16 protein-coding genes are annotated in these 16,058 nt (G+C 73.0%); 3 read left to right on the forward strand and 13 right to left on the reverse strand.

Annotated features, from left to right (window positions below):
* The first annotated feature begins 34 nt into the window (after window positions 1-34).
* Both sdhA and BN3788_RS08910 read left to right on the forward strand, forming a co-directional pair.
* Window positions 35-1,945 (forward strand): succinate dehydrogenase flavoprotein subunit, encoded by a 1,911-nt coding sequence (gene sdhA / locus BN3788_RS08905; RefSeq protein WP_066584731.1) that lies wholly within the window; start codon window positions 35-37, stop codon window positions 1,943-1,945.
* Window positions 1,945-2,712: a succinate dehydrogenase iron-sulfur subunit gene (locus BN3788_RS08910; protein WP_066584734.1), complete on the forward strand. Its 768-nt coding sequence runs from the start codon at window positions 1,945-1,947 to the stop codon at window positions 2,710-2,712. Before sdhA ends, BN3788_RS08910 begins: the two co-directional genes overlap by 1 nt.
* 80 nt (window positions 2,713-2,792) lie before the next feature.
* On the opposite strand, the gene BN3788_RS08915 is transcribed toward BN3788_RS08910, so the two are convergent.
* The 7 genes from BN3788_RS08915 to sigE all read right to left on the reverse strand — a co-directional run bounded on the left by BN3788_RS08915 (window position 2,793) and on the right by sigE (window position 8,943).
* The gene (locus BN3788_RS08915; RefSeq protein ID WP_234346578.1) at window positions 2,793-3,710 is read right to left on the reverse strand and encodes a YihY/virulence factor BrkB family protein; all 918 of its coding nucleotides are present in this window, start codon (window positions 3,708-3,710) and stop codon (window positions 2,793-2,795) included.
* Between the two features lie 129 nt (window positions 3,711-3,839).
* Window positions 3,840-4,481: a 2'-5' RNA ligase family protein gene (locus tag BN3788_RS08920; RefSeq protein WP_066584737.1), complete on the reverse strand. Its 642-nt coding sequence runs from the start codon at window positions 4,479-4,481 to the stop codon at window positions 3,840-3,842.
* Window positions 4,478-5,533, reverse strand: a complete 1,056-nt coding sequence (gene trpS, locus BN3788_RS08925; protein WP_390619915.1) for a tryptophan--tRNA ligase — start codon at window positions 5,531-5,533, stop codon at window positions 4,478-4,480. The genes BN3788_RS08920 and trpS overlap by 4 nt, the downstream gene beginning before the upstream one ends.
* Before the next feature lie 34 nt (window positions 5,534-5,567).
* Window positions 5,568-5,966, reverse strand: a complete 399-nt coding sequence (locus tag BN3788_RS08930) for a twin-arginine translocase TatA/TatE family subunit (RefSeq protein ID WP_066584743.1) — start codon at window positions 5,964-5,966, stop codon at window positions 5,568-5,570.
* Window positions 5,967-5,987: 21 nt separating this feature from the next.
* The gene (locus tag BN3788_RS08935; protein ID WP_066584753.1) at window positions 5,988-7,379 is read right to left on the reverse strand and encodes a S1C family serine protease; all 1,392 of its coding nucleotides are present in this window, start codon (window positions 7,377-7,379) and stop codon (window positions 5,988-5,990) included.
* Complete coding sequence (locus tag BN3788_RS08940; protein ID WP_066584756.1) at window positions 7,376-8,341, reverse strand: zf-HC2 domain-containing protein; 966 nt, start codon at window positions 8,339-8,341, stop codon at window positions 7,376-7,378. Before BN3788_RS08940 ends, BN3788_RS08935 begins: the two co-directional genes overlap by 4 nt.
* Window positions 8,338-8,943 carry an RNA polymerase sigma factor SigE gene (gene sigE / locus BN3788_RS08945; protein ID WP_066584757.1) on the reverse strand — a complete coding sequence of 202 codons (606 nt, stop codon included), beginning with the start codon at window positions 8,941-8,943 and terminating at the stop codon, window positions 8,338-8,340. The genes BN3788_RS08940 and sigE overlap by 4 nt, the downstream gene beginning before the upstream one ends.
* Window positions 8,944-9,132: 189 nt before the next feature.
* Here sigE and BN3788_RS08950 point away from each other — a divergent pair, with 189 nt between their 5' ends.
* Window positions 9,133-9,765, forward strand: coding sequence for an O-methyltransferase (locus BN3788_RS08950; RefSeq protein ID WP_066584759.1), 633 nt, complete (start codon window positions 9,133-9,135; stop codon window positions 9,763-9,765).
* 98 nt (window positions 9,766-9,863) lie between these two features.
* On the opposite strand, the gene BN3788_RS08955 is transcribed toward BN3788_RS08950, so the two are convergent.
* The 6 genes from BN3788_RS08955 to dapE form a co-directional block, all read right to left on the reverse strand.
* Window positions 9,864-11,423: a leucyl aminopeptidase family protein gene (locus BN3788_RS08955; RefSeq protein WP_390619918.1), complete on the reverse strand. Its 1,560-nt coding sequence runs from the start codon at window positions 11,421-11,423 to the stop codon at window positions 9,864-9,866.
* A 62-nt stretch (window positions 11,424-11,485) separates the two neighbouring features.
* Window positions 11,486-11,653, reverse strand: a complete 168-nt coding sequence (locus tag BN3788_RS18610; protein ID WP_082812748.1) for a DUF3117 domain-containing protein — start codon at window positions 11,651-11,653, stop codon at window positions 11,486-11,488.
* Between the two features lie 157 nt (window positions 11,654-11,810).
* Window positions 11,811-13,091: a hypothetical protein gene (locus tag BN3788_RS19275; protein WP_066584773.1), complete on the reverse strand. Its 1,281-nt coding sequence runs from the start codon at window positions 13,089-13,091 to the stop codon at window positions 11,811-11,813.
* Between the two features lie 34 nt (window positions 13,092-13,125).
* Window positions 13,126-14,055: a dihydropteroate synthase gene (gene folP, locus BN3788_RS08965; RefSeq protein ID WP_066584775.1), complete on the reverse strand. Its 930-nt coding sequence runs from the start codon at window positions 14,053-14,055 to the stop codon at window positions 13,126-13,128.
* Entirely contained in the window at window positions 14,052-14,876 is an 825-nt protein-coding gene (locus BN3788_RS08970; protein ID WP_066584777.1) for an LOG family protein, read from the reverse strand. The genes folP and BN3788_RS08970 overlap by 4 nt, the downstream gene beginning before the upstream one ends.
* 57 nt (window positions 14,877-14,933) lie before the next feature.
* On the reverse strand, window positions 14,934-16,016 hold the full coding sequence (dapE, locus tag BN3788_RS08975) for a succinyl-diaminopimelate desuccinylase (RefSeq protein ID WP_066586928.1): 1,083 nt from the start codon (window positions 16,014-16,016) through the stop codon (window positions 14,934-14,936).
* Window positions 16,017-16,058 lie beyond the last annotated feature (42 nt).

The raw sequence follows: 16,058 nt of genomic DNA on the forward strand, positions 1-16,058 counted from the left end.
TCGCACCGAACCGCCACAGGAGGCATCGACACCGATGCAGACCCATCAGTACGACGTCGTGATCGTGGGCGCAGGTGGCGCGGGGATGCGCGCCGCCCTCGAGTCCTCCGGCCGCACCCGCACAGCCGTCATCTCCAAGCTCTACCCGACGCGCTCCCACACGGGCGCCGCGCAGGGCGGCATGTGCGCCGCCCTCGCGAACGTCGAGGAGGACAACTGGGAGTGGCACACGTTCGACACGGTCAAGGGCGGTGACTACCTCGTCGACCAGGACGCCGCCGAGGTCATGGCCAAGGAGGCCATCGACGCGGTGCTCGACCTGGAGAAGATGGGCCTGCCGTTCAACCGCACGCCCGAGGGCAAGATCGACCAGCGCCGGTTCGGCGGCCACACCCGCAACCACGGCGAGAGCGCCGTGCGCCGCTCGTGCTACGCGGCGGACCGCACCGGCCACATGATCCTGCAGACGCTGTACCAGCAGTGCGTCAAGCAGGATGTGGAGTTCTTCAACGAGTTCTACGTGCTCGACCTGCTGCTCTCCCACGACCTCGTCGACGGCGACGTTCCCGAGGGCGAGGAGGTGGCCGTCAGCGGCGTCATCGCCTATGAGCTGGCCACCGGGGAGATCCACCTGTTCCGCGCGAAGTCCGTGGTCCTGGCCACTGGCGGCGCGGGGAAGATCTACAAGACGACCTCCAACGCGCACACCCTCACCGGTGACGGCATGGCGCTCGCCTACCGCCGCGGCCTGCCGCTCGAGGACATGGAGTTCTTCCAGTTCCACCCGACAGGCCTGGCCGGGCTGGGCATCCTGCTCTCCGAGGCCGCGCGCGGCGAGGGCGGCATCCTGCGCAACTCGGATGGCGAGCGCTTCATGGAGCGCTACGCCCCCACCATCAAGGACCTCGCGCCCCGCGACATCGTCGCCCGGTCGATGGCCCTGGAGGTCCGCGAGGGCCGCGGCGCCGGGCCGAACAAGGACTACGTGCTGCTCGACCTGACGCACCTGGAGCCCGCGCACATCGACGCGAAGCTCCCGGACATCACCGAGTTCGCGCGCACCTACCTGGGCATCGAGCCGTACACCGAGCCCATCCCCGTCTACCCGACGGCGCACTACGCGATGGGCGGGGTGCCGACCAACATCACCGCCGAGGTGCTGCGCAACAACACCGACGTGGTCAAGGGCCTGTACGCCGCCGGCGAGGTCGCCTGCGTGTCCGTGCACGGCTCCAACCGGCTGGGCACCAACTCGCTGCTGGACATCAACGTGTTCGGCAAGCGGGCCGGCATCGCCGCCGCCCAGTACGCCGCAACCGCCGACTGGGTCGAGGTCCCCGACGACCCCGAGAGCGGTGTGGTCGCCGAGCTCCTGGAGATGCGCGAGCGCCCGTCCGGCGAGCGCGTGGCCGACGTGCGGCGCGACCTGCAGCAGACCATGGACACCAACGCGCAGGTGTTCCGCACCGAGGAGTCGCTGCTCCAGGCGCTGGCCGACGTCCGCGAGCTGCAGGAGCGGTACACGAACGTCTCGGTGCAGGACAAGAGCAGCACCTTCAACACCGACCTCCTTGAGGCGCTCGAGCTGGGCTTCCTGCTCGACATCGCGGAGGTCGTGGTCGTGGGCGCCCTCAACCGCAACGAGTCCCGCGGCGGCCACTTCCGCGAGGACTACCCGAAGCGCGACGACGCCGGCTACATGAAGCACACGATGGCCTACCGCCGTCGCCCCGGCGTCCTCGCCCCGTCCGAGCCGGTGGCCGTCGCCATCGCCGCCGCGTCCACGCCCGCCGCCGAGGGCGCCGTGCTGACCGCCGACCAGGGCGGCGAGCTCGTCGACATCCTCAGCGGGCCCGGATCGGCCGCGCCCGGCGCCTTCGACGTCAGCCTCGGGTACAAGCCCGTGGTCATGACCCGGTACCAGCCGATGGAGCGTAAGTACTGATGACTGCCACCCTCGACGCCGCGGTCTCCGAGACCACCGAGATCGGCGCGGTCCCCAGCTTCGACGTGACGCTGCGCATCCGCCGGTTCCTGCCCGACACCCACGGGGACGACGCCTACTGGGAGGAGTTCACGGTCACGGCCCACGGCACGGACCGCCTCCTGGACGCCCTGCACAAGGTGAAGTGGGAGCACGACGGGTCACTCACGTTCCGCCGGTCCTGCGCCCACGGCGTGTGCGGCTCGGACGCGATGCGCATCAACGGCCGCAACCGGCTCGCGTGCAAGGCCCTGCTCAAGGACCTCAACCCCGGCAAGCCGATCATCGTCGAGCCCATCAAGGGCCTGCCCGTGATCAAGGACCTCGTGGTGGACATGGAGCCGTTCTTCGCCTCCTACCGCGAGATCATGCCGTTCCTCATCACCGAGGGGAACGCGCCGACCAAGGAGCGCCTGCAGTCCGCCGCCCAGCGCGAGCGGTTCGACGACACCACCAAGTGCATCCTCTGCGCGGCGTGCACGTCCTCCTGCCCGGTGTTCTGGACCGACGGGCAGTACTTCGGCCCGGCCGCGATCGTCAACGCGCACCGGTTCATCTTCGACAGCCGCGACGAGGGCGGGGCCCAGCGCCTGGAGATCCTCAACGACAAGGAGGGCGTGTGGCGCTGCCGCACCACCTTCAACTGCACCGAGGCGTGCCCGCGCGGCATCGAGGTCACCAAGGCGATCCAGGAGGTCAAGCGGGCGATGATCACCCGCGCCTTCTGACCTGCGCCTTCTGACGACGAGAGCGCCGTCCCACGGGGGTCGCGCTCTCGTCGTCTTCAGGGCCAGCCGCGTGGGAGGGCTCAGGCCGAGACCGCGGCGGCCCCGTCGTCATCGTCGGCTGGCGTGGCCAGGGCCGGAGGGTCGGCCGTCCACGCGGCCGCCAGCAGCACGATGCGCGACATCAGGTTGACCCACACCAGCAACGTCACCACGGCGGCGAACGAGGCCAACAGGGCGTTCCGGTCCGCTCCCCTGGCCACCAGCGACGTTCCAGCGACGCGCATCGCCCCCAGCCCGACGGCGGCGATCAGCGCCCCGCCCAGCAGGTCACGGAACGGCGGCCGCTGGCCGGCGAGCACCCAGACGATCAGCATGAACGTGCCGACATCCACCACGAAGCCCGCCGCGACGACGAGCACCTGCACGACGGCGCCGGCGCCCTCCGTCACCCCGAAGAACCGCAGCACGCTGTCGGCCAGGGACGACGCGGCCACGCTGAGCACCGCGGAGAGCAGCACCGCCAAAGCCAGGCCCACGAAGCCGGCCAGGTCGCGCGCCTTGCCGAGCAAGGCGTTCTCCGGCATCTTCCCGGCGTCGAACATGGCCCGCACGGCGGTGCGCAGCGAGGACAGGGCCGACGTCGCGCTGACCAGCAGCACCACGGCGGCGATGATCCCGGTGAGGTTCAGCCCGGTGCTGAGCTGCAGGGAGTCCGGCTCCAGCAGCCCGGAGCCCGAGCCGGTGTCCACCAGGCCCGGCAGGTTCGCCGCCACCGCGTCCAGCACGTCCTCGCGCAGCACGTCGTTGTTGCCCAGCACGGCCATGAACACGGTGTAGCCGATGGTCAGCCCCGCGAAGACGGAGAACAGCGTGGAGTAGGCGATCCCGCCCGTCAGCACGCCGCCGCCGGCCGCGCCGAAGCGCGCGTTCGCACGCGCCGCACGCGTCTGGTTCCACCACGCGATCACCCGGGCGACCCAGGCCGTCAGGGCTGCCACCCGACCGCGCAAACCCCGTGCGGGGCCCTCCGCCGAGGCCTTCGACAGTTCGGTGGCGGACGCCTTGACATGCGCCTGACCTGCACCGATCGGCGCATGGGGGTCAGACTGCGCGATCATCCCCCGACCCTAGGAGTCGATGGGCTGCGGGGCATCCTGAGAGTGGGCGGGCCGGGTTGCCTCGGCGGGCGCAGTCGAGGCGTCGGGGGTCGTCGACGCGGCGGGGGTGAGGGCGCCGGTCAACGGGAAGCCCCGCACCGGCCGCCAAACCTCGTCGTCGCCGTGCTCATAGGAGTGGAACGCGCTCACCACGAACGACGCCTCGAAGTCGACGAGCTCGGCGAACGCGCGGTCGAGGTCGGGCTCGGCGACGTCGTGGGCCACCGTCACGTGCGGGTGGTAGTAGAAGCTCAGGTCCTGGGCGAGCGGGCCCGTGCGGATCTCCCGCTCCAGCGCCTCGCAGCTCGCGATCCCATCCACCACCTGGATGAACACCACCGGTGACACGGGTCGGAACGTCCCCGTCCCCCGCAGGTGCACCACGAACGGCCGGTGCCGTGACGCGGCCTCGGTGAGGTGCCGCTCGACGTTGGGGAGCTCGCCGGGCTCCACCACCGTCGGCCCCAGCAGCGTGATGTGCGGCGGGATGAACGGCGCCGCGGGATCCCCGAACCGGCCGCGGGCGGCCTGCAGCAGCGACCCGTACGGCTCCGGGATCGTGATCGCGACGCCGATGCGCACCTGGTCGCCGCTGCGAGCCGGCAACCTCATGCCCGGCCCCGCTGAGGCAGCAGTCCCATCCGGTCGTGGACCCGGTCGAGCACGCCGCGCGCGATCTCCCGCGCCCGCTCGGCCCCGTCCGCCAGGACGTCGTCCAACGCCGCCGGATCCGCCAGATACGTGTGCACGCGCTCCTGGAACGGGGTGAGGAACTCCACGACCACCTCGGCGAGGTCCTTCTTCAGGTCGCCGTAGCCCTTGCCCTGGTAGTCGGCCTCGATCGCGAGGACGTCGCGGCCCGTGAGCGCCGCGTAGATGGTCAGCAGGTTCGCGATGCCCGGCTTGGCCTCCGGGTCGTACCGGATCTCCCGCTCGGCGTCGGTGACAGCGGAGCGGATGCGCTTCGCGACCACCTTCGGGTCGTCAAGCAGCTCGATGATCCCGTTCGGGCTGGCCGCGGACTTGCTCATCTTCGCGGTCGGGTCCTGCAGGTCGTAGATCTTGGCCGTCGCCTTGACGATGTGCGCGTCCGGCACGACGGCGGTGCCCTTGCCGAAGCGCGTGTTGAGCCGCTGGGCCAGGTCGCGCGTCAGCTCGAGGTGCTGGCGCTGGTCCTCGCCCACCGGCACGAGCGCCGTGTCGTAGAGCAGGATGTCCGCCGCCATGAGGACGGGGTAAGTGAACAGCCCGACCGTCGTGCCCTCCTGGCCGAACCGAGCCGACTTGTCCTTGAACTGCGTCATCCGGCTGGCCTCGCCGAACCCCGTCTGGCACGACAGCAACCAGGCGAGCTCCGCGTGCTCGGACACGTGCGACTGCACGAAGAGGATCGACCGGGCGGGGTCCACTCCCGCCGCCAGGTACTGGGCCGCCGTGCGGCGGGTGCGCTCGCGCAGCACCGCCGGGTCGGGGGCCACGGTCAGCGCGTGCAGGTCGACGACGCAGTACACGGCGTCGTAGGAGTCCTGCAGCGCGACCCACTGGGTCAGGGCGCCCAGGTAGTTGCCGAGGTGGAGCGAGTCCGAGGTGGGCTGCATTCCGGAGAAGATGCGGGGGCGCTGCGTCGCGGGTGCCATTCGACCGGTTCTCTCTTTCACAGACATGCCAGGGGAAGGGTGAGCTGGGGGTCTGACCCGGTCAGGTCGCCTCGTCGTCGAACGGAGTGGATGCTCCTGCGGCGGGGACGGCCGGGTCGCGCGTCGACGCCTGCCAGGAGGTGCCGGCGGCCGCGACCGGCGCCGCAGAGGCCCGCACCCGCGTGCTCGCGGGCTTGGCCGGCGGCGGGTCGTCGAGCAGCGCCTCGCGCACGATGCGGCGCGGGTCGTAGCGACGCGGGTCGAGGGCCGCCCAGTCGACGTCCTTGAGATCGTCACCGAGCTCAGTGTCGACGCGCGACTTCGTGTCCTGCACGAACCCGCGTGCCTGGCGCGCCCACTGGCCGAGCTGCTCCGCGTACTTCGGCAGGCGCTCGGGGCCGATCACCAGGACAGCCACGACGAGCAGGAGGATGAACTCACCGCCGTTGATGTCTAGCACGAGGCTAGGCTACCCGCCGCTTCAGGAGCCCGAGGACTCGTCGAGCACGACACGGACGTCGCGCTCGTCGTCGCCCGTGCGGACCCTCAGCACCACGGTGTCCCCAGGAGTCTTCGCGCGGATCGCCACGATGAGCTCGTCGGGGTCCGTGACCGGGCGCCCGTCGATGGCCAGGATCACGTCGCCGCTGCGGATCCCCGCCTTGTCCGCGGGCCCACGCGGCGTCACGGGGGCGGTCCCGCCCTGCGCGTCTGCGGCGACCTGGACCCCCTCGCCCACATACCGCTGGTCGAGCAGCACCCCGATGATCGGGTAGGTCGCCGTCCCCGTCTCGATCAGCTGCTCGGCGGTGCGCCGGGCCTGGTTCGAGGGGATCGCGAACCCGAGCCCGATGCTCCCGCTCGCGCCGCTGAACGAGCCCGGCGGCTGCGCGATCGCCGAGTTCACGCCGATCACCTCGCCCGCGGCGTTGACGAGCGGCCCGCCGGAGTTGCCGGGGTTGATCGCCGCGTCCGTCTGGATCGCGTTGATGAAGGCCGTGTCCGTGTCGCTCCCGCCAGCGGAGACCGGGCGGTTCAGCGCGCTGACGATGCCGGTGGTCACGGTGCCCTCAAGGCCCAGCGGCGCGCCGACGGCGATGACCGGGTCGCCCACGACGGCGAGGTCGGAGTCGCCGAGCGCGAGCGGCACCAGGCCGGTGCGCTCCACCTTGAGCACGGCGATGTCGTAGTCGGCGGTCTGCCCGACGATCGTCGCGGGCTCCTCGGTGCCGTCCCCGAACAGCACCACCGTCGTGGCCCCGGCCGCTGTCGCGTCGGCGACGACGTGGTGGTTGGTCAGCACGTACCCGTCCTGGCGCAGCACGAACCCGGAGCCGGTCGACGTCCCGTTCGGGCCGACCACCTGGATGGACACCACGCTCGGCAGCACCACTGCGGCGATGCCCGCGACACTCTCGGGCGCGCGGTCCCCGGCGCCTGTCGACACCGTGACGGGCAGCCCCGCGTCGGCGAGGCGGCCGTCTCCGAGCAGCTGGCTGCTGACGACGCCGCCGGTGGCGCCGGCCACGAGCGCGATCACCATCAGCAGGACGACCCAGCCCAGCGGCAGCCCGTTGCGGCGCGTCCGAGCCGGCTTGGACGGGGGCGGCGGCGTCGGGGCGCCGTGGTCCCAGCCGTCCCCGGGCCAGCGCGCGCCGCCGTCGAGCGATGGCATGTGCTCGGGCTCGGGCGCCGGAGCCGCGGGAGCCGATGGCGGAGGGGGCCCGTACGGCGCCGTGACGTGCGAGGGCGCGGCGAACGGGTTGGGGGGCGCCGGGGGCGCCGCGAATCGCACAGGCGTGGGCGCCGCGAACGGCTCAGGCGCCGGAGCGGGCGGCGTGTGGCCCGCGAAGGGCTGCTCGGGGTGGGTCATCGCTGCTGCAACGCCTGGGTCACGGTGTCCCATCCTCGGCTGATCCTGGCCTGCAGGCCGTCGTCGAAACGTCCACCGGGGAACCCGGCCACCACAGACTGCACCGTCTCCGAGTCGGAGGCGGCCACCACCTCGACCACGAGGTCGCCAGCCTGCCACGCAGCGTGCCAGGGCTGCTCGGAGAGCACGTACAGCGTCCGGTCACCGAGAACGATCTGCGTCACGCCGTCGAGCGCCTGGACGTCGAGCCGCCCCGGCTGCTCGGTGAGGACCGCGCTGACCCCGGGCCCGGACAGGTCCACCTCCAGGCGGGAGCCGTCCTCGCTGGTCTGCACGGCGGTGACCGTCCAGCCGTCGGGCAGCGTGACCGGGCACTGCCACCCGTCGGCGCGCAGGGAGGCCAGCACGTCGTCCGCCGCGACCCCGTCGGCCAGCGACGTCGCGCCGGCGGCGCCCGCGGCGAGGGCCGCGAGGCTCGTGGCGCGCTCACTCGACTCATGGCCGAGCAGCATCAACGCCTGGGCGGGGTGGCTCGACGGGAGCACCGAGGGCTGGTCGCCCAACAGGAACAGCCCGCCGCAGGCGACGCCCACGCCGGCGACGGCCGCGACGACGATCCGCACCGGCCCACGCCGCGCCAAGTCGCCGGTGATCGCGTGCGGAGCGGTGTACGCCGCCGCCCTGGCGTCGGCGCCCAACGAGGCCGGCGAGGCGAACGGGTCACGACGTGGCGGCGGGTCGGCGGGCTGCCCGGCGGCCAGGGAGAGCAACCGGTCCGTGAGGTCGGGCGCCGGGCGCACGTCACGAGCCTGCGCCAGCGCGCTGCGCGCCGTGCGTGCCGCGGCGAGCTCGGCGGCGCACTCCGGGCACACCGCGACGTGGGCCAGCGCGCGCTCGGTCGCGCCGGGCGGCAACTGGCCGTCGACGAGCGCCGAGATCCGGGTCCCCAGGTGCGTGGTCATCGGGCCACCGCCTCGTCGAACACGTCGGGGCCGAGCACCGGCTGATCGAGGTCGCCCTCCGACCGGCCCGGCGCGCGGTGCTCGAGCGACACCCGCAGCCGTGCCCGCGCCCGGTGGATGCGCGAGCGCACCGTCCCGAGCTTGATGCCGAGCGTCACCGCGATCTCCTCGTAGGACAGCCCCTCGATGTCGCACAGCACCACGGCGGCGCGGTACTCGGGGGGCAGCGCGTCGAGCGCGCGCTGCACGTCATGGTCGAGGTTGTCGTGCTCATACGCCCGCTCCGGCGAGTGGCGCCCCTCGGCGGCGGGGTAGCGGTCGCTGTCCTCGCCCATCGCGTCCATGCGGATGCGCTGCTTGCGCCGCATCTGGTCGAGGAAGAGGTTGGTGGTGATGCGGTGCAGCCACCCCTCGAAGGTCCCCGGGGTGTACGTCGACAACGAGCGGAAGACACGCACGAAGACCTCCTGCGTGAGGTCCTCCGCGTCGTGCTGGTTGCCGGTGAGGCGGTAGGCGAGCCGGTACACCCGCGCGGAGTGGTCCCGGACGATCTGCTCCCATGACGGCGCCTGCCACGGCTGCTCGGTCGTGGAGCCTGTCATCGAGGTCCCTCCTGGTCGTCACACCTGGGCGGCGTGCGAGGACCCCTAGTGTCCCAGGCTCGCGCCAAAACATCGAATGTCGGGGCCACGCGTCCGGGGGCGCCTCCCGCTCCCCCGTCGACGCGGCACTAGGCTGGCGCTCGACTGCGATCACCACCGAGCATCGCCAACGAGCCCTGGGAGGCTGCCATCTCGACCGACAAGGCCCAGAGCTGGGTGTACTCCGAGGGCTTCCTGACCGAGGACGACACCCTGCTGCGCGCCCGCGAGCGGGCGGGCCAGCTCGGCTGCACGCCCGTGCTGCCGGGATCGGGCGCAGTCCTGCGGCTGCTCGCGGCGGCGGCGCAGGCCAGGGCGGTCGTGGAGATCGGCACGGGCGCGGGCGTCGGCTCGCTGTACCTGCTCCGTGGCATGCCCGAGGAGGGCGTGCTCACCACGATCGACGTCGAGATCGAGCACCAGCGCGCCGCGAAGGAGGCCTTCAGCGAGGAGGGCCTGCGCAGCACCCGCACCCGCACGATCTCCGGCCGCGCGCTCGACGTGCTCCCCCGGCTCACCGATGGCGGCTACGACCTGGTCTTCGTCGACGCGGACAAGGAGTCCTACCCGGCCTACGTCGAGCAGGCCCTGCGCCTGCTGCGCCCGGGCGGCGTGCTCGCGATCGACAACGCGCTCTGGCACGACCGGGTGGCCGACCCGGCCCGCCGCGACGAGGTGACCACGGTGATCCGCGAGGTCGGCCGCATGGTGCGCGACGATGCGCGACTGCTGCCCGCGATGATCCCCAGCGGCGACGGGCTGCTCACCGCCGTCAAGCGCTGACCCGCGGAGCGGCCTGACCGCCCGCGCCTCAGCACTGCACCGACCAGCGCAGCTCAGCACTGCACCGACCAGCGCTGCGCTGCTCAGCGCTGCGCTGCTCAGCGCAGAGCGGCCAGGTACCGCAGCAGCAGACGCGCGCCGTAACCGGTGGCGCCCTCGGTGACCTCGTGCTTGTCGGATGTGGAGCGCGCCGGGCCCGCGATGTCGAGGTGCGCCCAGGTGCGCTTCCCCACGAACTCGCGCAGGAACAGCGCCGCGGTGATGGACCCGCCGCCGAACTCCGAGCCGTCGATCGGCACGTGCCGCAGGTCCGCGACGTGCGAGCGCACCGCGGGCAGGTACTCCTCGACGAGGGGCATGTGCCAGACGGCCTCGCCCGACTCCGCCGCAGCGGCCTCGAGCGCGCTGATCAGCCGCTCGTCGGCCGAGTACAGCGCGGCGTGCTGGCGGCCCAGCCCGAGGCTCGCGGCGCCCGTGAGCGTGGCCACGTCGATGAGCACGTCGGGGTCGAGCTCGGCGTCGGCCCAGGCCAGCGCGTCGCCCAGGACGAGCCGCCCCTCCGCGTCCGTGTTCGCGATCTCGACGGTGCGCCCGCCGTACAGCCGCAGCACATCGCCCGGACGGTACGAGGCTCCACCGAAGTGGTTCTCGGCGAGCGGCAGCACAGCGGTCACGCGGTGCTGGCTCCCGGCAGCGGCGGCGCCGAGCACGGTGGCCAACGCCACGGCGGCGCCCGCCATGTCGGTCTTCATCGGGACCATCGCCTCGCGCGGCTTGATCGACAGCCCACCCGTGTCGTACGTGATCCCCTTGCCGACCACGACCACGTGGCGGCGGCCGCGCGCGGGCGCGTCCCCCGACGGGGTGTAGTCGACGGTGACCAGCCGCGGCGGTGACGCCGAGCCGGCGCCAACGGCCAGAATGCCGCCGAAGCCCTCGGCGGCGAGCTCCTTCGGCCCGCGGACCTGCACGGTCAGCCCTGCCTCGGAGCCGAGCCGGACGGCCTGCTCGGCCAGCCAGGCCGGGTTCTTGGTGCTGGACGGCGTGTTCGCCAGATCGCGCACCAGCCACGTGGCGGCGGCGTCGCGGACGGCGTCCTCGACAGCGTTCGCGACTCGGACACCGTGGCGGCCGAGCAGCACGAGCTCCCGCGCCGGGCGCCGCCTCGCCGTCGCCTCGTCGGTGGAGGACGCGGACGTGGGCACGTCATATGCGGCGAGCAGGTACCCCTCGACGAGCGCACGGACGGCGCTCGGCGCGCCGGGGCCGCCCTCGGAGGCCATCGAGGTCACCACGCGATCGAGCCCACGGGTCGCGCGGGCCAGGGCGGCGCCTGCTCGGCGCAACTCGTCAGGAGTGCCGGAGCCGACGCCCACGAGCACCACATGGTTGGGGAGCCCCGCCCATGGCAGGTCCGTCCCGCGTCCGATGGGGCGCGGGAGCTGCAGGGTGTAGGCCTCGCCAGCCGCGCCGCTCAGCCGCGCGCGCTCGGCCACCTCGGCGAGGTCGAGCCCGTAGCGGGCCGCCGCGTCGGCAGTGCCGGCGCGCGGCTGCAAGTCGGTCTCGTCAGGAGCCGCCGGGGCCACCGGCAGGGCGAGCGCGTCGACCCGGGGGTCGTTCAGCAGCTCCGTGCTCGCCACCGCACCGGTGGCGAGCACGACAGCAGGAAGTTCACGCCCGGGCGTCATACCGGCGCCCGGGGATTCTCGGCGGACCAACGTCAGCTGACGACCGAGGTCAGCGCCTCACCCAGCTCCTGGGCCTCGGTCGCATTCAGCTCGACGACCAGCCGGCCACCGCCCTCGAGGGGAACTCGCATGACGATGCCACGACCCTCCTTGGTCACCTCGAGCGGGCCGTCACCTGTCCTCGGCTTCATCGCGGCCATTCGGGCTCTCCTTCGCGTCGTTCCTGACCGACCGAACATCGTCGCGCGAGTGCCGAAGCACGCGCCGCTGCGAGCTGCGGGGCCGGATGTCCGCGATCATTCTAGGTCACCCGGCTCGACACACGGGCAGGTCAGCGCGCCGAGTGTGCGGAACCGGTCACGGGGGCCACCCTGACGGCGGTGTGAACCGCCACATCGAGTCGATCCACACCACCTGCAGCACCAGCATCAGGAGCACCACGGCGACAAGCCAGGCCCGCCGGGCGAGCGTCGGCCGGCGCACCACGCCCGCCGTGACGGCGCCCAGCGGGAACGCCAGCAGCAGGAACCGGGCCAGGCTCGACCCCGGCTCGATGGCGGCCGCGAGGTACAGCGGATAGGCCGCCGACCAGACGTGCAGCTCATTGCCCAGCCGCCACGCGGCCGGGACCAGCAGGCACGCCGCCAACAGGCCGAAGCCGCCGATCAGCACCCACGGCGCGGCGTCGCCGAACCAGAACCGCGAGACGTATCCCCACGGCTCGAACGGCACGATCTCCCGGACCCCCCGCCACGAGCCCTGCGTCAACAGGTAGCCGTCCGGCTCGCCCGTGACCCAGCCGCAGATGAGCGGCCAGGCGACGCCGGAGATCGCGGCCGTCGCGCCCAGCACCCCCAGGCCCACCACATCCCGCACGCCCAGGTGGTCCTCGCCGCGCCGGCTCGCCCGCCAGCGCACCAGCGCGTGCACCACGACGACAGCGGCCATCGGGAGCGCGACCGCCCGTGTGAAGCCCAGTGCGAGCACCGCGACGGAAGCCCAGGCGTACCGGCGCTCCACCACCAGGAGCAGCGTCGTCGCGACGAGCAGCACCGCGAGCGACTCGGTGTAGGCGATCTGCATGACCACGGCGGTCGGGAACACCGCGAAGAGCGTGACGGCGGCCAGCGGCAGCCCGGGGCGGGCAGCCACCGCGCGGGGGGCGCCGCGCTCCACGAGCCGGCGGACCACCACCGCGGCGACCGCGCCGAGCACGAGCGCGAGCAGCGGGGCGACCACGAACCACTCGGCCCCGGTGAGCCGCATGAGCCCGCGGGCCAGGTACGGGAACAGCGGGAAGAACGCCCAGGGGTTCTGTTGGACGAGCCCGTCCTCACCGCGCGGCAGCTCGGCGGGGTACCCGGTCTCGGCGATCTGGCGGTACCAGCCGGCATCCCACATCAGGCCGGTGAACCGCAGGTACGAGGGGTTGGCGGGGGTCCAGTAGTTCTCGACCTGGCCGCGCGCCACGACGATGAGCGCCACCGCGGAGAACGCGCGGGCGGCGAGGTAGATGCCGAGCGCCTGTGCCCAGCCGGGCCAGCGCCGCGGATCGGCCAGGGCTCGGCGCCGTGGTGTGGCCGCCGAGTCCTCGTCGGCCACGCGTCCGGGACTCTGTGCTGTCAGGTCTGCGCTCATCCAGCCTCTCCGCTCGTGCGCGCCAGTCGTCCGCTCATGCCAGCCCTCGCACGGCGTGCGCGGGCGCGAGGTCGCCCCGGATCGCCGCGACCATGTCGAGCACGCGCCGGGTGGCCAGCACGTCATGCGCCCGGAACACCCGGGCGCCCAGCCACGCGGCCACCGAGGTCGCCGCGAGCGTCCCCTCGAGCCGCTCCTCCACCGGCAGCCCCAGGGCCTCCCCCACGAAGTCCTTGCGCGAGAACGCCATCAGGGTCGGGTAGCCGAGGGCCACCACCGCCTCGGTGCGACGGACCAGGTGCAACGAGTGCCACGTGTTCTTGCCGAAGTCGTGCGTCGGGTCGACCAGCACCGACGCGGGGTCGACGCCGAGGGCCACGGCGCGGGCCGCCGACGCCCGCAGCGTCGCGACCACGTCGTCCACCACGCCGTCCAGCGGGTCGTCGCTCGGGTCCGCGCCCGCCGACGGGCCGTACGCGACCCGCAGCGGGTCGGTGCGTGGCGCCGCTCCCCCGGTGTGCGAGCACACGACACCCAGGCCATGCTCGGCCGCGACCTCCACGAGGGCGGGATCGTGTCCGGCCCAGGTGTCGTTGATCAGGTCGGCGCCCGCCCGCGCGGCGGCCTGCGCGACATCCGCGCGCCAGGTGTCCACGCTCACCAGCAGGTCCGGGTGGCGGGCGCGCACCCGCTCGACCAGGGGTATGACGCGGGCGATCTCCTCGTCGGCGCCCACCCGCGGCCCGCGGCCGGCGCGGACCCCGCCGAGGTCGACGAGGTCCGCGCCCTCCTCGACGGCCCGTTCCACCGCGGCGTCGGCGCCCGCATCGTCGAACCGGGCAGCGGCGTAGAACGAGTCGGGCGTGCGGTTGACCACCGCCATCACCAGCGGGTGGCCCGGGCCGAACGTCCGATCGCGCAGCCGCAGATCAGCCCCGGCGCCGGGCACACCCGCCAGGGTCATGACACCGAGCTCTCGGAGGCCTCCCGCTCGGCGCGGGTCGTCTGCTCGACGGCCGCGAGCTCGGCGGCGCGCAGCTCGGCGCCTCGCTCGCAGACGATCCGGACGGCCTCGTCGGCGTCGTCCACCACGTTGATCAGGTCGAGGTCGGCGGCAGCGATCATCCCGCGCTCGCGCACCGGCCCCCGCAGCCACTCGAGCAGGCCAGACCAGTAGTCGGTGCCGATCAGGACGATCGGGAACTCGGTGACCTTGTGGGTCTGCACCAGCGTGAGCGCCTCGAACAGCTCGTCGAACGTGCCGAAGCCGCCGGGCAGCACCACGAAGCCCTCGGCGTACTTCACGAACATCGTCTTGCGGGCGAAGAAGTAGCGGAAGTTGACCCCGAGGTCCACCCACTGGTTCATGCCCTGCTCGAACGGGAGCTCGATGCCGAGGCCCACGGAGAGGCCGCCCGCCTCGCTGGCGCCCTTGTTCGCGGCCTCCATGATCCCGGGACCGCCGCCCGTGATGACGCCGTAGCCGGCCTCCGCGAGCCCACGTCCCACGGCCTCGCCGATCACGTAGTCCGGCGACCCGGCCGGCACCCGGGCGGAGCCGAAGACGCTCACCGCGGGCCCGACCTCGGCCAACGCGCCGAAGCCCTCGACGAACTCACTCTGGATCCGCATCACCCGCCACGGGTCGCCGTGCAGCCAGCCGGCGCCGTCGGCGCCGGAGAGCAGCCGCTCATCCGAGGTGGTGGCGGGGATCTGGTCGCGGCGCAGCTGGAGCGGGCCCTTGCGGTAGACGGAGCCATTGGCTCCGCGGTCGTGACTTCTCATGGTCTCGACTCTAGGAGGTCTGCCGGGGGATGCGGAGGCCTCCGGCAGACCAGCCGCTCAGCTGAGCCAGGCGCCCAGCGCGTCGTGGCATGCCTGGAGCTGCCAGGCGGGGCAGCGCTCGTCGTCCTTATGCGCGAGCAGCGGGTCCCCGGGGCCGAAATTGACGGCCGGCATGCCCAGCGAGGCGAAGCGCGCGACGTCGGTCCAGCCGTACTTCGGGGCGGGGGCGCCGCCGGTCTGCGCGAGCACGGCCTCCACGAAGTCGGCGGCAGTCGGGTCGTCCAGGCCGGGCCGGGCGCCGGCGGCGGCGTCAGTGACCGTCACCTCGTAACCCGCGAAGACCTCGCGGACATGCTCCTCGGCCTCGGCCAGGCTCCGGGACGGGGCGAAGCGGTAGTTGACGGTGACGACGCACTCGTCCGGGATGACGTTCGTCGCGATGCCGCCGCGGATGCCGACGGCGTTCAGGCCCTCGCGGTACACCAGCCCGTCCACCTCGACGGCGGCGGGCTCGTACGCCTCCAAGCGCCGCAGCGCCTCGCCTGCGCCGTGGATCGCATTCGTCCCCGTCCAGGACCGCGCCGAGTGCGCCGCGACGCCGGGCACCCGCACCTCGACGCGCAGCGTCCCATTGCAGCCGCCCTCGATGCCCGCCGAGGTGGGCTCGCACAGCACCGCGAAGTCGCCGTCCAGCCACTCGGGGTGCGAGCGGGCCACCCGGCCCAGCCCGTTCAGGTCGGCGGCGACCTCCTCGTGGTCGTAGAACACCCAGGTGACGTCGCGCGCCGGCTCCGCGAGCCGCGCCGCGAGGGCGAGTTGGACGGCGACGCCGCCCTTCATGTCGACAGTCCCACGGCCCCAGATCTCCGCGTGCAGACCTTCGCCCATGAGCCGCGTCGGCAGGTTGTCCGCCACCGGAACCGTGTCGATGTGCCCTGCCACGACCACCCGGGCAGGGCGGCCGAGCCGCGTCCGCGCCACGATGGCGTCGCCGTCGCGCAGCACCTCCAGGTGCGGGACGGCCGTCAGCGCCACCTCGATCGCGTCCGCCAGCGGCCGCTCCTGCCCGCTGGGCGAGGGCATGTCGCACAGCGCGCGGGTGAGGGTGACCAGGTCGGCGTGCAGGTCCAGAGATGGCACAGGCACCGCCGCGGAGGCCGTCGAGGGCTGGTCGGGGCTCGG

It is taken from the genome of Cellulomonas timonensis, from assembly GCF_900046455.1.
Lineage (GTDB): Bacteria > Actinomycetota > Actinomycetes > Actinomycetales > Cellulomonadaceae > Cellulomonas_A > Cellulomonas_A timonensis.